Origin of the sequence: Paraburkholderia sp. (genome assembly GCF_050742655.1) — a bacterium.
Classification (GTDB): domain Bacteria; phylum Pseudomonadota; class Gammaproteobacteria; order Burkholderiales; family Burkholderiaceae; genus Paraburkholderia.
The window spans coordinates 330,263-346,691 of record NZ_JBOIGG010000001.1; the positions used below are offsets into that span (position 1 = coordinate 330,263).

The 16,429-nt window shown below is 65.7% G+C and carries 9 protein-coding genes; 4 read left to right on the plus strand and 5 right to left on the minus strand.

All coding sequences use genetic code 11. The features are described from left to right. Positions 1–386 precede the first annotated feature (386 nt). The 3 genes from ACREXZ_RS01435 (at position 387) to ACREXZ_RS01445 (ending at position 8,316) form a co-directional block, all read left to right on the plus strand. Positions 387–2,630, plus strand: a complete 2,244-nt coding sequence (locus ACREXZ_RS01435; protein ID WP_431762469.1) for a primosomal protein N' — start codon at positions 387–389, stop codon at positions 2,628–2,630. Positions 2,631–3,134: 504 nt separating this feature from the next. Next, on the plus strand, positions 3,135–7,079 hold the full coding sequence (gene putA / locus ACREXZ_RS01440; protein WP_431762226.1) for a trifunctional transcriptional regulator/proline dehydrogenase/L-glutamate gamma-semialdehyde dehydrogenase: 3,945 nt from the start codon (positions 3,135–3,137) through the stop codon (positions 7,077–7,079). Between the two features lie 88 nt (positions 7,080–7,167). Next, on the plus strand, positions 7,168–8,316 hold the full coding sequence (locus ACREXZ_RS01445) for a branched-chain amino acid ABC transporter substrate-binding protein (RefSeq protein WP_431762227.1): 1,149 nt from the start codon (positions 7,168–7,170) through the stop codon (positions 8,314–8,316). 93 nt (positions 8,317–8,409) lie between these two features. Here ACREXZ_RS01445 and ACREXZ_RS01450 read toward each other — a convergent pair whose 3' ends face one another. The 5 genes from ACREXZ_RS01450 to vioA form a co-directional block, all read right to left on the minus strand. Further along, a complete protein-coding gene (locus ACREXZ_RS01450; RefSeq protein ID WP_431762228.1) occupies positions 8,410–9,171 on the minus strand; it encodes a TylF/MycF/NovP-related O-methyltransferase in 762 nt (253 codons plus the stop codon). 203 nt (positions 9,172–9,374) lie between these two features. After that, entirely contained in the window at positions 9,375–10,124 is a 750-nt protein-coding gene (locus ACREXZ_RS01455; protein WP_431762229.1) for a class I SAM-dependent methyltransferase, read from the minus strand. Positions 10,125–10,144: 20 nt separating this feature from the next. Further along, complete coding sequence (locus ACREXZ_RS01460) at positions 10,145–11,488, minus strand: ATP-grasp domain-containing protein (protein WP_431762230.1); 1,344 nt, start codon at positions 11,486–11,488, stop codon at positions 10,145–10,147. A 61-nt stretch (positions 11,489–11,549) separates the two neighbouring features. Next, entirely contained in the window at positions 11,550–12,251 is a 702-nt protein-coding gene (locus ACREXZ_RS01465; RefSeq protein ID WP_431762231.1) for a WbqC family protein, read from the minus strand. A 1-nt stretch (position 12,252) separates the two neighbouring features. Next, on the minus strand, positions 12,253–13,398 hold the full coding sequence (gene vioA, locus ACREXZ_RS01470) for a dTDP-4-amino-4,6-dideoxy-D-glucose aminotransferase VioA (RefSeq protein ID WP_431762232.1): 1,146 nt from the start codon (positions 13,396–13,398) through the stop codon (positions 12,253–12,255). Positions 13,399–13,818: 420 nt separating this feature from the next. Between vioA and ACREXZ_RS01475 the strand changes: the two genes are divergently transcribed. Next, a complete protein-coding gene (locus ACREXZ_RS01475; RefSeq protein ID WP_431762233.1) occupies positions 13,819–16,410 on the plus strand; it encodes a glycosyltransferase in 2,592 nt (863 codons plus the stop codon). Positions 16,411–16,429 lie beyond the last annotated feature (19 nt).

Here is a 16,429-nt window from a genome sequence, read left to right on the forward strand (position 1 = left end):
CCGCAGAAGGGCCACCGGTCGGGCACTCGCAGTTGTCAAGACTTGACTTATGCACATTTCTCTCGTTGCGGCGCGGTAGAAGGTTTCGTCGCTCGACAAGCGCTGCAAGTTGTGTGCGCGCACGGGCACGGCCTTGACTGGCAAGGGTTTGACGGATGCGGGTCGCAGTGTGCGAAATCCCACAGAAGGCCAGCCAGACGCGGTTTTCCGGGCATCGACGCGAAGTTCTCAACAAAGTTATCCACAGGCCGCCGGGGTGGACCGCAATTGTTCTGCCGAATCCAAAACTTAGCGCCGAAAGTGATGTTTTACTTTAACTTCGGCTGGTACCCCGCAAGTTGGCCGGGATCAACGACCGTCCTTTGCTCTTCGAGATCGGCCCTCGCGTGACGTCGACGTTCGTCCGCGTCGCACTGGATCATCCGCTGCCGACGCTCTTCGACTACCGGTGCGACACGCCGCTCGCGCCTGCGCCCGGCATGCTCGTGGAGGTGCCGTTCGGCAAGCGTCGGGTAACCGGTCTCGTGTGCGAAGTGACCACTGACACCGACGTACCCGCGGACCGCCTACGCGCCGTCGAGACGCTCTGCACCGCGTGTCCTCCGCTGTCGGCCGAATGGCTCGCACTGGCGGCCTTTGCCGCCGACTACTATCAGCGCGGTCTCGGCGAAGTCGCGTTGCCGGCGCTGCCGCAGGCGTTGCGCGACGCGTCGCGGTGGGCGCGTCTGCTCGCGCCCGACGAGCGGTACCGGTTGCTGTCGGCCGGTCGTCTGGCGTTGCCGGATGCACTGGCGCCGCGCGCCAGCGCGCTGCGACGCCTCGCCGCGGCGCTGGCCGATGCCGAGTCGCTGTCCGCAGCCGATGCCCGCGCACTGCATCCGAAGGCGATCGCGACGCTCGACGCATGGCGCGCGGAAGGCTGGGTCGCACTCGACGTGATCGAGGCGGCCTCGAGTTTCGCCGTCGCACCGGCAACCGCGCCTCTACAATCGCTCCCCACGCTCACCGACGAACAGGCCGCGGCCGTCGAAGCGATCCGCGGCGCGCAAGGCTTTGCGCCTTTCCTGCTGCACGGAGTCACCGGCAGCGGCAAGACCGAGGTCTATCTGCGCGCGCTGACCGATCTGCTGGCCGCGCGCCCGGACGCACAGGCGCTCGTGCTGGTGCCCGAAATCAATCTCACGCCGCAGTTCGAAGCCGCGTTCCGCGCGCGCTTCGCGACGCTCGCCGATACCGCGATCGTCACGCTGCACAGCGGCCTCGCCGAGGGCGAGCGCGCGCGCAACTGGCTGGCAGCGCACACCGGCCACGCGCGCATCGTGCTCGGCACGCGGCTCGCCGTGCTCGCGTCGCTACCAACGCTCGCGATGATCGTCGTCGACGAGGAGCACGATCCCGCCTACAAGCAACAGGAAGGACTGCGCTATTCGGCGCGCGACCTCGCTGTGTGGCGCGCGAAGCAACTCGATGTGCCGGTACTGCTCGGCTCCGCGACGCCATCGCTGGAAAGCTGGTGGCAGGCCGATCAGGGACGCTATCGACGGCTCACGTTGTCGCGTCGCGCAGTCGCGGACGCCGTGCTGCCCACCGTACGGCTGATCGATCTCGAAGACGAACGGCGGCGTGGCCGCGCGTCGGTCGACGGGCTGTCGGGGCCGCTGCTTGCCGCGCTGAAAACGCGCGTCGAGCGCGGCGAACAGAGCCTCGTGTTCCTGAACCGGCGCGGCTATGCGCCGGTGTTGTCGTGTGACGCGTGCGGCTGGGTCGCGGGCTGCCCGCGCTGCAGCGCCTACGTCGTGCTGCACAAGCCCGAACGCGCGATGCGTTGCCATCATTGCGGTTGGGAGTCACGGATTCCGCGTGCGTGTCCGGATTGCGGCAACGTCGACATCGCGCCGCTCGGGCGCGGCACACAACGCGTCGAGGAGACGCTGGCGACGGCGGTGCCCGGCGCGCGCGTGCTGCGCATCGACGCCGACAGCACGCGCCGCAAAGGCAGTGCGCAGGCGCTGTTCTCCGATGTGCACGCGGGCGAGGTCGACATCCTCGTCGGCACGCAGATGATCGCGAAGGGCCACGATTTTCAGCGAGTGTCGCTGGTCGGCGTACTGAACGCCGACACCGCATTGTTCTCGCACGACTTCCGCGCGAGCGAACGGCTCTTCGCGCAGCTGATGCAGGTCAGCGGGCGGGCGGGCCGCTCCGGTCTGCCGGGCGAAGTGCTCGTGCAGACGCGCTATCCGCGTCACGCGCTGTATCACGCGCTGTCGCGGCACGATTACATCGGCTTCGCAACGGCTACGCTCGCCGAACGCCGCGACGCGCATCTGCCGCCGTTCGTCTACCAGGCGCTGCTGCGCGCGGAGGGACGCACGCTCGACGCGGCGCTCGCGTTCCTGCAGCAGGCCGCCGCCGCACTAACCGACATTCCGGCCGCCGCGCGCGTCACCGTCTACGACGCGGTGCCACTGACCATCGTCAAGGTGATGCACGTGCATCGCGCGCAGCTACTGATCGAGAGCGCGTCGCGCGGCGCGCTGCAGGCGACGCTGCACGCATGGCAACCCGCGCTGCGCGCGCTCAAGGGCGTGCTGCGCTGGAATCTCGAAGTCGATCCGCTCGACATCTGACGTAGCGCGCGCGGCATTCAACCGCGCGTCCAGTGTTCAGCGGTCGGCGTGAACCCGCTGCGACGACAGCCTCGTCGCCCTCGCGGTGCGTGGCCGTGCCGCCGGTGTCGGCGCCTCGCGCGCCGGGCGGCGAGTCGCGCCGCGAATAAAAAAGACTGCGCAGAGCGCGCACATCGCCCAGATCCCCGTTACTACTACCCACTTTTCCATTTTGGCCGTCCCGTAGCGCGACCGTTTTTTCGGTCTGCGTGACCGGTATAACGGCTGAAGTCGCGTTCCGGTTGAGGGTATCGACGAAGAATTTCGCCAGGGTATATCCTGGTCGCCGGGGCGGTCGCGCCGCTGCGTGCGCTCTCACGCAAACCCTTGTGCGATAAGGGATTACGACTGGTGCAACCATTCATCACGAGCGGTTGCACCTTTTTATTGGGAGGGGTACGATTCGGCCAACTTTTTAGTGTGTCTTTGGCCGGCGTGGGTCTGCCGGTCCGTCAAGAAGGAAACATGGCTAGCACCACCCTCGGCGTCAAGGTAGACGACCTCCTGCGTTCCCGGCTGAAAGACGCCGCGACCCGTCTCGAACGCACTCCCCACTGGCTGATCAAGCAGGCGATCTTCGCCTACCTCGAGAAGATCGAGCACGGCCAGTTGCCCGCCGAACTGTCCGGTGTCCAGAGCACGACCGATCTGGTCGACGGCGCCTCCGTCGACGCGGAAGAAGACGGCGCGTCGCACCCGTTCCTCGAATTCGCGCAGAGCGTCCAGCCGCAGTCGGTGCTGCGCGCGGCGATCACCGCCGCGTATCGCCGGCCGGAACCGGAGTGCGTGCCATTCCTGCTCGGCCAGGCGCGGCTGCCTGCGAACCTCGCCGGCGACGTCGAAGCGCTGGCCGGTCGGCTCGTCGAGACGCTGCGCGCGAAGCGTTCGGGCGGTGGCGTCGAAGGGCTGATCCACGAGTTCTCGCTGTCGAGCCAGGAAGGCGTCGCACTGATGTGCCTCGCCGAAGCGCTGTTGCGCATCCCCGACCGCGCGACCCGCGATGCGCTGATCCGCGACAAGATCAGCAAGGGCGACTGGAAGTCGCACGTCGGCCACGCGCCGTCGCTGTTCGTGAATGCCGCGACGTGGGGCTTGATGATCACCGGCAAGCTGGTCACGACGAATAGCGAAACGGGTCTGTCGTCGGCGCTGACCCGGATGATCGGCAAGGGCGGCGAGCCGCTGATCCGCAAGGGCGTCGACATGGCGATGCGCCTGATGGGCGAGCAGTTCGTCACCGGCGAGAACATCTCCGAAGCGCTCGCGAACAGCCGCAAATACGAAGCACGCGGCTTTCGCTACTCGTACGACATGCTCGGCGAAGCGGCGACGACCGAGGCCGACGCGCTGCGCTACTACGCGTCGTACGAACAGGCGATCCACGCGATCGGCAAGGCCGCCGGCGGACGCGGTATCTACGAAGGGCCGGGCATCTCGATCAAACTGTCGGCATTGCACGCGCGCTACGCGCGCTCGCAGCACGAACGCACGATGAGCGAGCTGCTGCCGCGCGTGCGCGCGCTCGCGATCCTCGCGCGCCGCTACGACATCGGCCTGAACATCGATGCAGAAGAAGCGGACCGCCTCGAAATCTCGCTCGATCTGCTCGAAGCACTGTGCTTCGATCCGGAGCTGGCCGGCTGGAACGGCATCGGTTTCGTTGTGCAGGCGTATCAGAAGCGTTGCCCGTTCGTGATCGACTACATCGTCGATCTGGCACGTCGCAGCCGTCACCGGATCATGGTGCGGCTCGTGAAAGGCGCGTACTGGGACAGCGAAATCAAGCGCGCGCAGGTGGACGGCCTCGAAGGCTATCCGGTGTACACGCGCAAGATCTACACCGACGTGTCGTACCTCGCGTGCGCGAAGAAACTGCTCGGCGCGCCCGATGCGGTCTATCCGCAGTTCGCGACGCACAATGCGCACACGCTGTCGGCGATCTATCACCTCGCGGGTCAGAACTACTATCCCGGCCAGTACGAGTTCCAGTGTCTGCACGGGATGGGCGAGCCGCTGTACGAAGAGGTCACCGGCCCGCTGTCGGCCGGCAAGCTGAACCGGCCGTGCCGCGTGTATGCGCCGGTCGGTACGCACGAAACGCTGCTCGCGTACCTCGTGCGGCGTCTGCTCGAGAATGGCGCGAACACGTCGTTCGTGAACCGCATCGCGGACGAATCGGTGCCGGTCAAGGAACTGATTGCCGACCCGATCGACGAAGCGTCGAAGATCGCTCCGCTCGGCGCGCCGCACGCGAAGATCCCGCTGCCGCGCAACCTGTACGGCTCGGAGCGCGTCAATTCGATGGGCCTCGATCTGTCGAACGAACACCGGCTCGCGTCGCTGTCGTCCGCGCTGCTCGCGAGCGCACATCATCCGTGGCGCGCGCTGCCGATGCTGGAAAGCGATGCGATCGTCGATGGCACGGCACGCGACGTGCGCAATCCGGCCGATCATCGCGACCTCGTGGGTACGGTTGTCGAAGCGACGCCCGAGCACGTGAGTGCCGCGCTCGCGAACGCAATCTCCACCGCGCCGATCTGGCAGGCCACGCCGGTCGAGGCACGCGCCGACTGTCTTGCGCGCGCGGCCGACCTGCTCGAAGCGCAGATGCATACGCTGATGGGACTCGTCGTCCGCGAAGCCGGCAAGTCGCTGGCGAACGCGGTGTCGGAAATCCGCGAAGCGATCGACTTCCTGCGCTACTACTCGACGCAGATCCGCGGCGAGTTCTCGAACGACACGCATCGGCCGCTCGGCCCGGTGGTCTGTATCAGCCCGTGGAATTTCCCGCTCGCGATCTTCATGGGTCAGGTCGCCGCTGCATTGGCCGCAGGCAACACGGTGCTCGCGAAGCCGGCTGAACAGACGCCACTGATCGCTGCGCAGGCAGTGCGCATCCTGCGCGAGGCCGGCGTGCCGGCGGGCGCGGTGCAACTGCTGCCCGGCGACGGTGAAACGGTCGGCGCGGCGCTGGTCGCCGATCCGCGCGTGCGCGCAGTGATGTTCACCGGCTCGACCGAAGTCGCACGCCTCATCAACAAGACGTTGTCGGGCCGCCTCGACGCCGACGGCCGGCCGATTCCGCTGATCGCCGAAACTGGCGGCCAGAACGCGATGATCGTCGACTCGTCGGCGCTCGCGGAGCAGGTCGTCGCGGACGTGCTGCAGTCGTCATTCGATTCCGCCGGTCAACGGTGTTCGGCGTTGCGCGTTCTCTGTCTTCAGGACGATGTCGCGGATCGCACGCTCGAGATGCTGACCGGCGCGATGCGCGAACTCGCGGTGGGCAATCCGGACCGGCTGTCGGTGGACGTTGGTCCAGTGATCGACGCGGACGCGAAGCGCGGTATCGATGCGCACGTCGCGGCGATGCGCGACAAGGGCCGCAAGGTCGTGCAGTTGCCGATGCCTGAAGGCGCGACGCACGGTACGTTCGTGCCGCCCACGTTGATCGAGCTCGACAGCATCGACGAACTGAAGCGCGAGGTGTTCGGCCCGGTGCTGCACGTCGTGCGCTATCGCCGCAGTGCGCTCGACAAGCTGCTCGAACAGATCCGCGCGACCGGTTACGGTTTGACGCTCGGCATCCACACGCGCATCGACGAAACGATCGCGCACGTGATCGGCCGCGCGCACGTGGGCAACATCTACGTGAACCGCAACGTGATCGGCGCGGTGGTCGGCGTGCAACCGTTCGGCGGCGAGGGGCTGTCGGGCACGGGACCGAAGGCGGGCGGCGCGCTGTATCTGCAGCGTCTGCTCGCGACGCGGCCGCCGGGTTTGCCGAAGTCGCTCGCGCAGACGCTGATGGTCGATGTGCCGCAAACGGCGGAAAACGGCGACAATCCGTCCGCCCAGACGACGCTGACCGCGTTGCGCGACTGGCTGATCGGCGAACGCGAGGCGGCGCTCGCGGCACGCTGCGACGGTTATCTCGCGCACGTGCTGGCCGGTGCGACCGCGGTGCTGGCCGGTCCGACCGGCGAGCGCAATACGTACACGCTCGGCGCGCGCGGCACGGTGCTGTGCGTGCCGTCGACGGCGAGCGGCGCCCGTGCGCAGTTCGCGGCGGCGCTCGCCACGGGCAACCGTGCGTTGTTCGACGGCGCGGCCGGCGATGCGCTGGTCGCCGCGCTGCCCGCCGCACTGAAGCCGTACGCGAGCGTGCGCAAGAATGCCGACGCGGCGTTCGACGCCGTGCTTTTTGAAGGCGACAGCGACGAGCTGCTCGCGCTGGTGAAGGAAGTCGCGAAACGCCCGGGGCCGATCGTGTCGGTGCAAGGGGTGGCGTCGCGCACGCTGGAGAGTGGCGAGGAGGACTACGCGCTCGAACGTCTGCTGACAGAACGTTCGGTGAGCGTGAATACGGCAGCAGCAGGGGGCAATGCGAATTTGATGACGATCGGTTGAGCGAACCTCACGGGTCCATTCAAAAAAAACGGCAGCGGTACGGTGACCCCGGAACCGCTCCGCTCACACCTGGTACCAAGGAGAAGCTATGCAACACACGATGAAACAGCTGGCAGGCGCAACGCTCGTTGCTGCAATGTCGCTGGCGGGGACCGCACACGCGCAGCAGACAGAGGACGTGAAGATCGGCTTTGCTGGTCCGATGACGGGCGCACAGGCGCACTACGGCAAGGACTTCCAGAACGGCATCACGCTGGCTATCGAGGACGTCAACGCGACGAAGCCGGTGATCGGCGGCAAGCCGGTGCGCTTCGTGCTGGATTCGGCCGACGACCAGGCCGATCCGCGCACGGGTACGACTGTCGCGCAGAAGCTCGTCGACGACGGCATCAAGGGCATGCTCGGCCACTTCAACTCGGGCACGACGATCCCGGCTTCGCGCATCTATGCAAACGCCGGCATTCCCGAAGTCGCGATGGCGACCGCGCCGGAGTACACGCAGCAAGGCTTCAAGACCACGTTCCGGATGATGACGTCCGATACGCAGCAAGGTTCGGTTGCCGGCACGTTCGCGGTGAAGAAGCTCGGCATGAAGAAGATCGCGATCGTCGACGACCGCACGGCCTACGGCCAGGGTCTTGCCGACCAGTTCGAGAAGGCGGCGAAGGCATCGGGCGGCACGATCGTCGATCGTGAATACACGAACGACAAGGCCGTCGACTTCAAGTCGATCCTGACCAAGCTGAAGGCTGCGAACCCGGATCTGATCTACTACGGCGGCGCCGATGCGCAGGCGGCACCGATGGTCAAGCAGATGAAGCAGCTCGGCGTGAAGGCGCCGCTGATGGGCGGCGAAATGGTTCACACGCCGACCTTCCTGCAGCTCGCGGGCGACGCGGCGAACGGTACGGTGGCATCGCTCGCCGGCCTGCCGCTGGATGAAATGCCGGGCGGCAAGAACTACGTCGCGAAGTACAAGGCGCGTTTCGGTGAAGACGTACAGACGTACTCGCCGTACGCGTACGACGGCGCGATGGCGCTCTTCTCCGCGATGAAGAAGGCGAACTCGACGGACCCGGCGAAGTACCTGCCGTTCCTCGCGAAGACCGACATGCCGGCTGTGACGACGAAGGCTCTCGAGTATGACTCGAGGGGCGACCTGAAGAACGGCGGCATCACGCTGTACAAGGTCGTCGACGGCAAGTGGTCGACGCTGGAGAGCGTGGGCGGGAAGTAAGCGCTGTTTTTGTATCGATATCTGTAGCAAAAAATGCCCTGGGGCTTCGCAACCTCAGGGCATTTTTGTTTGCTGTCGCGCGACCGCGAATGACTAGCCTGCGCGGGTTACCCGCTTCGCCAGAAACGCGTGTCCGTTCAGGTTGTGCACGAACAGGTCACCTGGATAACCGGCCGCGATTTCGTTGATCGCCTGCGCCGCGCCCTCGCAACCGAACATCCCGTAGTCGTCGAACACCACCACGCCACCGACCGGCACGCGCGGCCAGATTGCCTCGAAGGATTCCTTGACCGAGCGATACGTGTCGACGTCGATGTGCGCAAGCGCGACACGTTCAGGCAGAGAAGATCCGGTCTCATCGGGAAAGAGCCCCGGATGCATCCGGTACGGCGAGCCTGTTCGTTCGAACAGATCCCTGACGATCTGCTCGTCGGTATCCGCGTGTTCGCCGCCTTCGTACAACGTGTCGAAGCGGGGATCGCCCTTCGCGACGCCGGTGAACGTGTCGAACAGATGCATGACCTTCGTCGGTGCCGCTTTGGCGATCAGCGCCGCGGTACCGCCTCGCCATACGCCGACTTCCACCAGGTCTCCCGGCACCGCCTGCGACTGGCGCGCCAGTTGATACAGCGCGTAGCACCGGTAGACGTCCACCAGCGTGAACGCTTTCACGGCCTCGTGAATGTCGCTAAAGGCCGCGTCGTCGAGCCACGGCGAATAGGACGCGAAGGGAATGATCTGCGAATGACTGTAGTTTTCCTTGAGCGATTCGAAACGCGTCTGCCGCATCCGGTTGAACAGATCCTTTCGTTCGTCGCGCAGCACACGCAGAAAATCGGGGGATGTTTTATCCATGGCGTTGGGTTCCAGCAGTCTTAGCGAATGAGGGATTCAGGCGAATCCGCCGTGCGGCCGACCTGGTCTGCGCGCTCGACGATGCGTTGCATGCCTTGAGGAACGATGATTTCGCGGTCTGTCATGGGGTTCCCGTGGCGGGTTGAGTACGACGCGAATTTCGCAGCGCCTGCCATGAACCGGCGACGAGCGCCTCACGCGCTTCACCGCGCAGCCGCTTTCACCCGCAGCGCGTACACGCCGAGCCACGACGACGTCACGCCGATTCTGCCGCCGGACACGCGCCAGACGAGATCGAACGCGCGATTGCAGGCTCGCGTCAACGCACCCTTGATCCCCGTGCCGACGTAGAAAGAACGCCACATTCTCGTGCGACACGGATCCTTGAAGAAGTAGATATCGACGAGTTCGATCAGCGCCGCTTCGCCGAACGAAATCGGCATGCCGGTCGCGCCGAACGCATGACGGACGCTCTGCGGCAGATAAGGCCGCACGTGCGAGAAGTCGTGATAGAACCGCTCGCCGGGCGTCGGCGTGAGCACGACCAGCTTGCCGTCCGGCGCGAGCAGCGCGCATAGACGCGGAATCAGCGTCACCAGCGCATCGGGCGTGACGTGCTCGATCAGATGGCTCAGAAAGACGATGTCGAACGGCTCGTGCGGCGAGGCGAAGAAATCGTCGGGGCTGGCGGCCGCATAGCCTTTCGCCTGCGCGCGCGCAACGTAGTCCGCGTTGGTGTCGACGCCGGTCGCGGCGAGTCCCAGCGCCGCGAAGCAGTCCAGGTACTTGCCGAGCCCGCAGCCGAAATCGAGCACGCGCAGCGGCGTGTCGCGGCCTTGCTGGAACGCCCGCATGATCGACTCGATGCGCTCGTATTCGAGCGACTGGTAATGCGCGGGTTTCGGCGTGGCCGTCTTCGCGCCGGTCGGCACTCGCTGTAATGTCTTGTCCATCGCGTTGACCTTCCCGCTCCCTAGCGAATGAAGAATTCGAGCGCATCCACGTCGAACACGGGAATGCCGAGTCGTCGCGCGATGTCCATGCGCTCGGGAAAATGATTGTCGATGAAGATCGCGCGCGCGCCCTCGTGCGCATCGATGTGGTCGGCCTTCGATGCGCCGTCCGCGACGACGACGATCCGCTCGAACAGGCCGCTGTCGATGCGCGCACGCTTCAGCGTGTCGAGCACGTCGAACCTGTGCCGCGTGATCAGGCAAAGCCGCTTGCCCGCGGCGATCGATTGATACAGGAACGCCATCGTCTGCGGCACGGCATGACCGTCGAGGATCAGCGTGTCGTCGAGATCGACGAACACCGTGTCGTAGTCGAAATCGAGTTGCGCGCGGGTCGCGATGTTGCGCTCGATCAGCGTGACGTACGGATTGCACAGCGTCACCATGTCGCGGCCGAGATGATCCTGCACGGCCATCAGCGGCAGATTCACGCCGTGCGCGCGCTGCGCGACCATCGTCCCCGCGACGCGGCATGACATCTCGAGCAGCTTCATCGCGCCCGCGCGGTCCGCCTTCAACTGGAAGAACCACGGGCCGCGCAATCGCAGGCCGCTGTTGATCTCGTGCGCGATCGCGTCGACTTCGGGCGTCGGCGCGAGCAGCGCCGAACGCATCGTGATGCCCGCGCGCACGCGCTCACGCGTGCGCGGCCCGACCCACAGCAGACGGCCGTGGCGATCGGTGAAGCAGTCGACGGTAAGTTCCCCGCCCGGCAGATATTCGACGAGCACGGGCTCCTGAACGGCGCGCAACGCGTCGCGCGCCTGCTGCGCGTCGTGAACGATCGTGACGCCTTGGCCGCCCTGGCCGAGATCCGGCTTCACGACGACCGGCCAGTCGACGATCTCGTCGACGTGGGCGAACACCTTCGGCACCCACGCGGTGTGCCCGAAATGCGCATACGTCAGGCTCTTTCGCCGCGCGAGCGTCGCGCTTTCGAGGTCGCCGTTGACGAGCGCGAACTTCATCCCGTTCGCGCGCGGCGCAAGGTACGCATGCACGGTGTCGTGCGTCGCAAACACCAGGTCGATGCCGTGCTGCGCGAGCAGTTGCGCGAACGCGGCGTCGAAGCTGTCGTCGGTGATTCTCGGCAGGTCGCCGGTGTAGCGGCTGAAGCGAAAGCGCCCGTGATCGTCGACGCTCGATGCGCCGAACAGCTCCACGTGCAGCGAATAGCGCAGCGCCTGATGAATCTCCGCGGCGTTTTCGGAGCCGCACGGAAACACGAGCACGCGGACCTTCCGGTTCGGCTGCGCGGTCGCGAGACTCGCGCGCGCTTCGTGCGTGGCGATCGGACTGTTCATGCATCGCCTCGGAGATAGCCGCCGATCGCATCGGCATCCGGATGGAAGGACATGGCGCGCGTCATCCTGTGGCGAGCATCGCGCGTGCTTCGTCGGGATCGTTGAACATCAGCACGTCGAGGATCGACAGGCCCGGATGAAACGTCTTGCCGTGCTGCGTATAAGGCAGCAACGCGGGCTCGATGAACACGAGATCGATGCCCGCCGACGCGAACGTGTCGGGTGCGTACAGCGCCTTGCCGCCCGGCAGATTCACGTAGCAGTCCGCGCGCTCTTTCGCGCAGATGTCGAGCAGGCGCTGCTCGCCCTTCAGCGCGGCGTTGCCGTACGGCGCGGACGACATCACGAAGTCGGTGTCGAGCTTCAGATAGCGCGCGACGTCGACGACGCTGCGCGACGCGAGCGTCGCTATCGACGTCACAGCGGACGTCGCCGTCAAGCCCAGCACGTCGCTGAGCAGTTCGTTGACGCGCGCATAGTGCGGCGCCTTCGCGTACGCGTGACGGATCGATTCGAGCAGCTTGCGCAGCCACAGGTCACGCGGCTGTATATCGATCTCGTTGATCTTCCGCGACTGACTCGCGCCGGAAAGCGGGACCGTCATGTAATGCACTTCGTCACTGAGCAGCACGCGGTTACGATTGATCCAGCCTCTATTGATGTAATTGACGTCGTCAAAGAACACGAACCGGTCCGCCGCCGCCACGAGCTGAAAATAGCCGAGGTACGGAAACAGGTACGGCTGCATGATCGCCAGCTTCATGTCAGTCGCCCGTCACGATATCGATCACGCGCTGCACGTCGCTGTCGGCCAGCGCCGGATAGATCGGCAGGCACAGCACCTTGCGCGCGGCGTCGGCGGCGACCGGCAGGTTGTCGCGATGCGCGGACGGCAGGCCGCGGTACATCGGGAAATCCGAGATCAGCGGATAGAAGTAGCGTCGCACGAGCACCTCGCGGTCGCGAAACTTCTGGAACAGCGCGTCGCGCGTCAGCGGGTAGTCGGCTTCGACGAGGGTCGGAAAATACGCGTGATTCGCGCGCGTTTCGTCGCCTGGCTGCAGGCAGCGGATGCCCGGCACGCGGCTCAACTGTTCGCGGTACATCGCGGTGATGTCCGCGCGCCGCGCGAGCGCCGCGTCGATGTGCTTCAGCTGCAGCAGCCCGAACGCCGCGTTGATCTCGCTCATCTTGCCGTTGATGCCCGGCGCGACGACGGTCACCTCGTCGACGAAGCCGAAGTTCTTCAGATGATCGACGCGCTGCTTGGTCTTCGCGTCGGGGCAGATGATCGCGCCGCCTTCGAACGTGTTGAAGACCTTCGTCGCGTGGAAACTCAGCACCGACAGATCGCCGTGCCGCAGGATGCTGCGGTCGCGCGTCTCGACGCCGAACGCGTGCGCGGCGTCGTAGATCACCTTCAGGTTGTAGTTGTCCGCGATGCGCTGAATCCCGTCGACGTCGCACGGCCGTCCGTAGCAGTGCACCGGCATGATCGCGGTGGTCTGCGGCGTGATCGCGGCTTCGATCCTGGCGGGGTCGAGATTCAGCGTGTCCGGATCGACGTCGACGAACACCGGCTTGATGCCGTTCCACAGCAGCGAATGCGAGGTCGCGACGAACGAGTACGGCGTCGTGATCACTTCGCCGGTGATGCGCAGCGCCTGCAACGCGGTAACGAGCGCGAGCGTGCCGTTGGTGAACAGCGCGAGATGCTCGACGCCCAGGTAGTCGCACAACGCCTGCTCGAGCTGCTGATGGAACGGGCCGCCGTTCGTCAGGATCTTGCTCGACCAGATCTTCTCGAGATACGGCATGAACTCGGCGAGCGGCGCGAGATGCGGCTGCGTGACCGGGATGCGTTCATCGATCTGCAGCGGGACGGCGTGCAGCGGTTCGGGGGCGTTCATTGCGGGACTCCTTGCCGCATGCCGTGCGTCTGCATGTCGCGCGCGCCGGCGCGTCGCGGCGCAGCGGCACGGGCCGGGCGGCTGCGCCGCGGGCAGGAGCGGGCCGAAGCCCGCGCGACGAAAGGCATCATGGTTCTGGACGGATGAAGGCGAATGTGCCGAGTATGCGATGGCCCCCGCCGTCCCGAAGCCCGGATATGAGCGCGAAAAGCCCGCCTGTTTGCCCGATAGCGGGTTTTCCCGGCGGCCGTCCGGTTGCGCCTCGACACGCCCCGTGCACCGCGACCGAACGCAAAATGGCCGCAAAACCTTCGCCTGTTCCCCTGATTGACTCCCGCCGACCGGGACTAAGCTGCCGTATCGGTGCGGACTGTCGTCGTGCATGTCCGTCGCAGTTCAATCACAGAGGGATTCGTTTCAATGGCCACCGTTAGCATCCTGATCCCGGCGTTCAAGCCCGAGTACCTCGGCCGCGCGCTGATGAGCGCGCAGCAGCAGACGTTCGAGGACATCGAGATCCTGGTCGGCGACGACACGCCCGGCGGCGATCTCGAGGAGATCGTGACGCTCTCCGGCGATCCGCGCGTGCGCTACTTCCATCATGGCTTCCAGGACGGCCTGCGCAACGTGCTCGCGCTGTGGGAACACGCGAGCGGCGAATACGTGAAGTGGCTGTTCGACGACGACCTGCTGATGCCGACGTCGGTCGAGGCGCTCGTCGCCGCGCTGCGGCTGCATCCGGAGTCGGCGCTCGCGTTCCACGAGCGCGTGTTCATCAATGAGAACGACGCGGTCATTCATGCGCCGGCCGCGTTGCTGAAGGTCGGTGAGCGTGCGTTGATCACGCGCAGCTATCTCGTCGAGCGGATGATCGGCAGCCTGACCAACTTCGTCGGCGAGCCGAGCAACGTAATGATCGTGCGCGACCGCGTCGATCCGGGCACGATGTTCGGCTACCGGTCTTCGCAGCTCGATTTCCTCACCGACGTCGCGATGTATCTGAATCTCGCGGAGCAGGGGGCGCTCGTCGCGGTCGGCGGCTATCTGAGCGCGTTCCGGCAGCACGGCGAGCAGACGTCGAATCGTGCGAGCCCTAGCACGAGCGCCGGTCTCTACGAATGGGAATGGATGGTGCGCGGCGAAGCGGCGGCGGGCAATCTGTCGGTCGCCGGTCTGATGAACGCGCAACAGCTTCTGAAGCAGCGCTATACGACCGAAGGCGCCGTGCTCGGGTTGCCGGAGATCGCCCGGCTGCTGCCGCATCTCGACGAACTGACGCAGCTTCCCGCGCATCAGTTGCTCGACAACGCGCGCTACCAGACCGACCTCGCGCTCGCGCGCGCGGCGGTCGCCGAACGCCGGGCCGTGCGCCGGGCGCAGGTCATCGCGGCGACGGAAGCGCGCGCACTGCAGGCGGAAACGACCGGCGACGTCGCGGTCGACGAAGAACCGGCGGTGCAATCCACGCCGGAAGCAATGCCGCCACAGACGCCGCAGAACATCTGCGCGGTCTGCGAAACGCCGGTGGTAGGCTGGCTGCCGTACCCGGCCGGCGGACTCGATCTCGAGTTCCTGCTGCAGGTCAATATCGTCGGGTCTACGCTACACAAGTACCAGTGTCCGAACTGCGGCTGCAACGATCGCGACCGTCATCTGTGGCTCTATTTCGCGTTCACGGGACTGCTCGAAGACGCGTCGAACAAACGCATCCTGCACATCGCGCCCGAAGCGCGGCTCGAACCGCGCATTCGCGCGCTGCAGCCGCGCGAGTACATCGCGGGCGACCTGTTCCCGCGCTCGCCGCACCATCGACGCATCGACGTTGAGGCGCTCGATTTCCCCGCGGGTTGGTTCGATCTGATCATCTGCAACCACGTGCTCGAACACGTCGATCACCCGGAGAAGGCGCTCGCCGAATTCAGCCGCTGTCTCGCGCCGGGCGGCCATCTGGTTGCGCAGACGCCGTATTCGCCGCGACTGAAGCACACGTTCGAGCTGAGCGGGCCGACGAGCGCCGAGTTCAGGACGCGCTACTTTGGACAGAACGATCACGTGCGGATGTTCGGCGCCGATCTCGTCGAGCTGTTCCGCGCGTCGGGGCTGAGCGGCGATATGTATCCGCACGAGAGCGTGCTCGGCGACGTCGATGCGGACGCGTGGGGCTGCAACGAACACGAGCCGTTTTTCCTGTTCGCGAAGAGCGACGAACCGTCGCTGCCGCTAGTGAACCGTCCATCGAGCGGCGCTGTGCAGGCCGCGTTGAAGCAGGTCGCCGCGCCGAACGCGAAACCGTTCGACGAATCCGCGAACCCGATCGTGCCGAAGCGTCTGCCGATCCGTCTGGTCGTCGCGACGCGGCATGCGGACGCCGACTTCATGACGAAGACCGCGCTCGGCCGCTCACTCGGGCTGTATCGTCACAGGCAGCCGCCGGAACTGATGCTGTTCGCGAACAACACGACGGGTCTGTCGACGCTCTACAACTCCGCCATCGATCACGCGAAGAACGATCCCGCGATCCTCGTGTTCATTCACGACGACGTGTCGATCTGCGATTTCTTCTGGGTCGAGCGGATTTACCAGGCGGTCGATACGTTCGACGTCGTCGGCCTCGCCGGGAACAAACGCCGCGTCCCGGGTCAGCCTGCATGGGCGTTTCCGACGCCCGATTTCAAGCCGGACGCACTGGACAATCTGAGCGGCGTGGTCGGTCACGGCAAGGGTTTCCCGAGCGACGTCGTGTCGGTGTTCGGACCGCCGGGGCAACCGTGCAAATTACTTGACGGGCTGATGCTGGTAGCCGACAGCACGCGTCTGAACGAAAACGGCGTGCGCTTCGACGATCAGTTCGCGTTCCACTTCTACGACATGGATTTTTGCCGCCAGGCGGAGATCAACGGGCTCTCGCTGGGCACCTGGCCGATCAGCGTCGTGCACGAAAGCCACGGCGCGTTCGGGTCGCCGTCGTGGCGTGATGGGTATCAGCGGTATTTGCAGAAGTACGGGGAGTGAGAGGCGCGGTGGGGATCGC

Coding starts and splice junctions, on each gene's coding strand:
- putA (WP_431762226.1), top strand. CDS start 3,135: ATGGCTAGCACCACCCTCGGCGTCAAGGTAGACGACCTCCTGCGTTCC.
- ACREXZ_RS01445 (WP_431762227.1), top strand. CDS start 7,168: ATGCAACACACGATGAAACAGCTGGCAGGCGCAACGCTCGTTGCTGCA.
- ACREXZ_RS01450 (WP_431762228.1), bottom strand. CDS start 9,171: ATGGATAAAACATCCCCCGATTTTCTGCGTGTGCTGCGCGACGAACGA.
- ACREXZ_RS01455 (WP_431762229.1), bottom strand. CDS start 10,124: ATGGACAAGACATTACAGCGAGTGCCGACCGGCGCGAAGACGGCCACG.
- ACREXZ_RS01460 (WP_431762230.1), bottom strand. CDS start 11,488: ATGAACAGTCCGATCGCCACGCACGAAGCGCGCGCGAGTCTCGCGACC.
- ACREXZ_RS01465 (WP_431762231.1), bottom strand. CDS start 12,251: ATGAAGCTGGCGATCATGCAGCCGTACCTGTTTCCGTACCTCGGCTAT.
- vioA (WP_431762232.1), bottom strand. CDS start 13,398: ATGAACGCCCCCGAACCGCTGCACGCCGTCCCGCTGCAGATCGATGAA.
- ACREXZ_RS01475 (WP_431762233.1), top strand. CDS start 13,819: ATGGCCACCGTTAGCATCCTGATCCCGGCGTTCAAGCCCGAGTACCTC.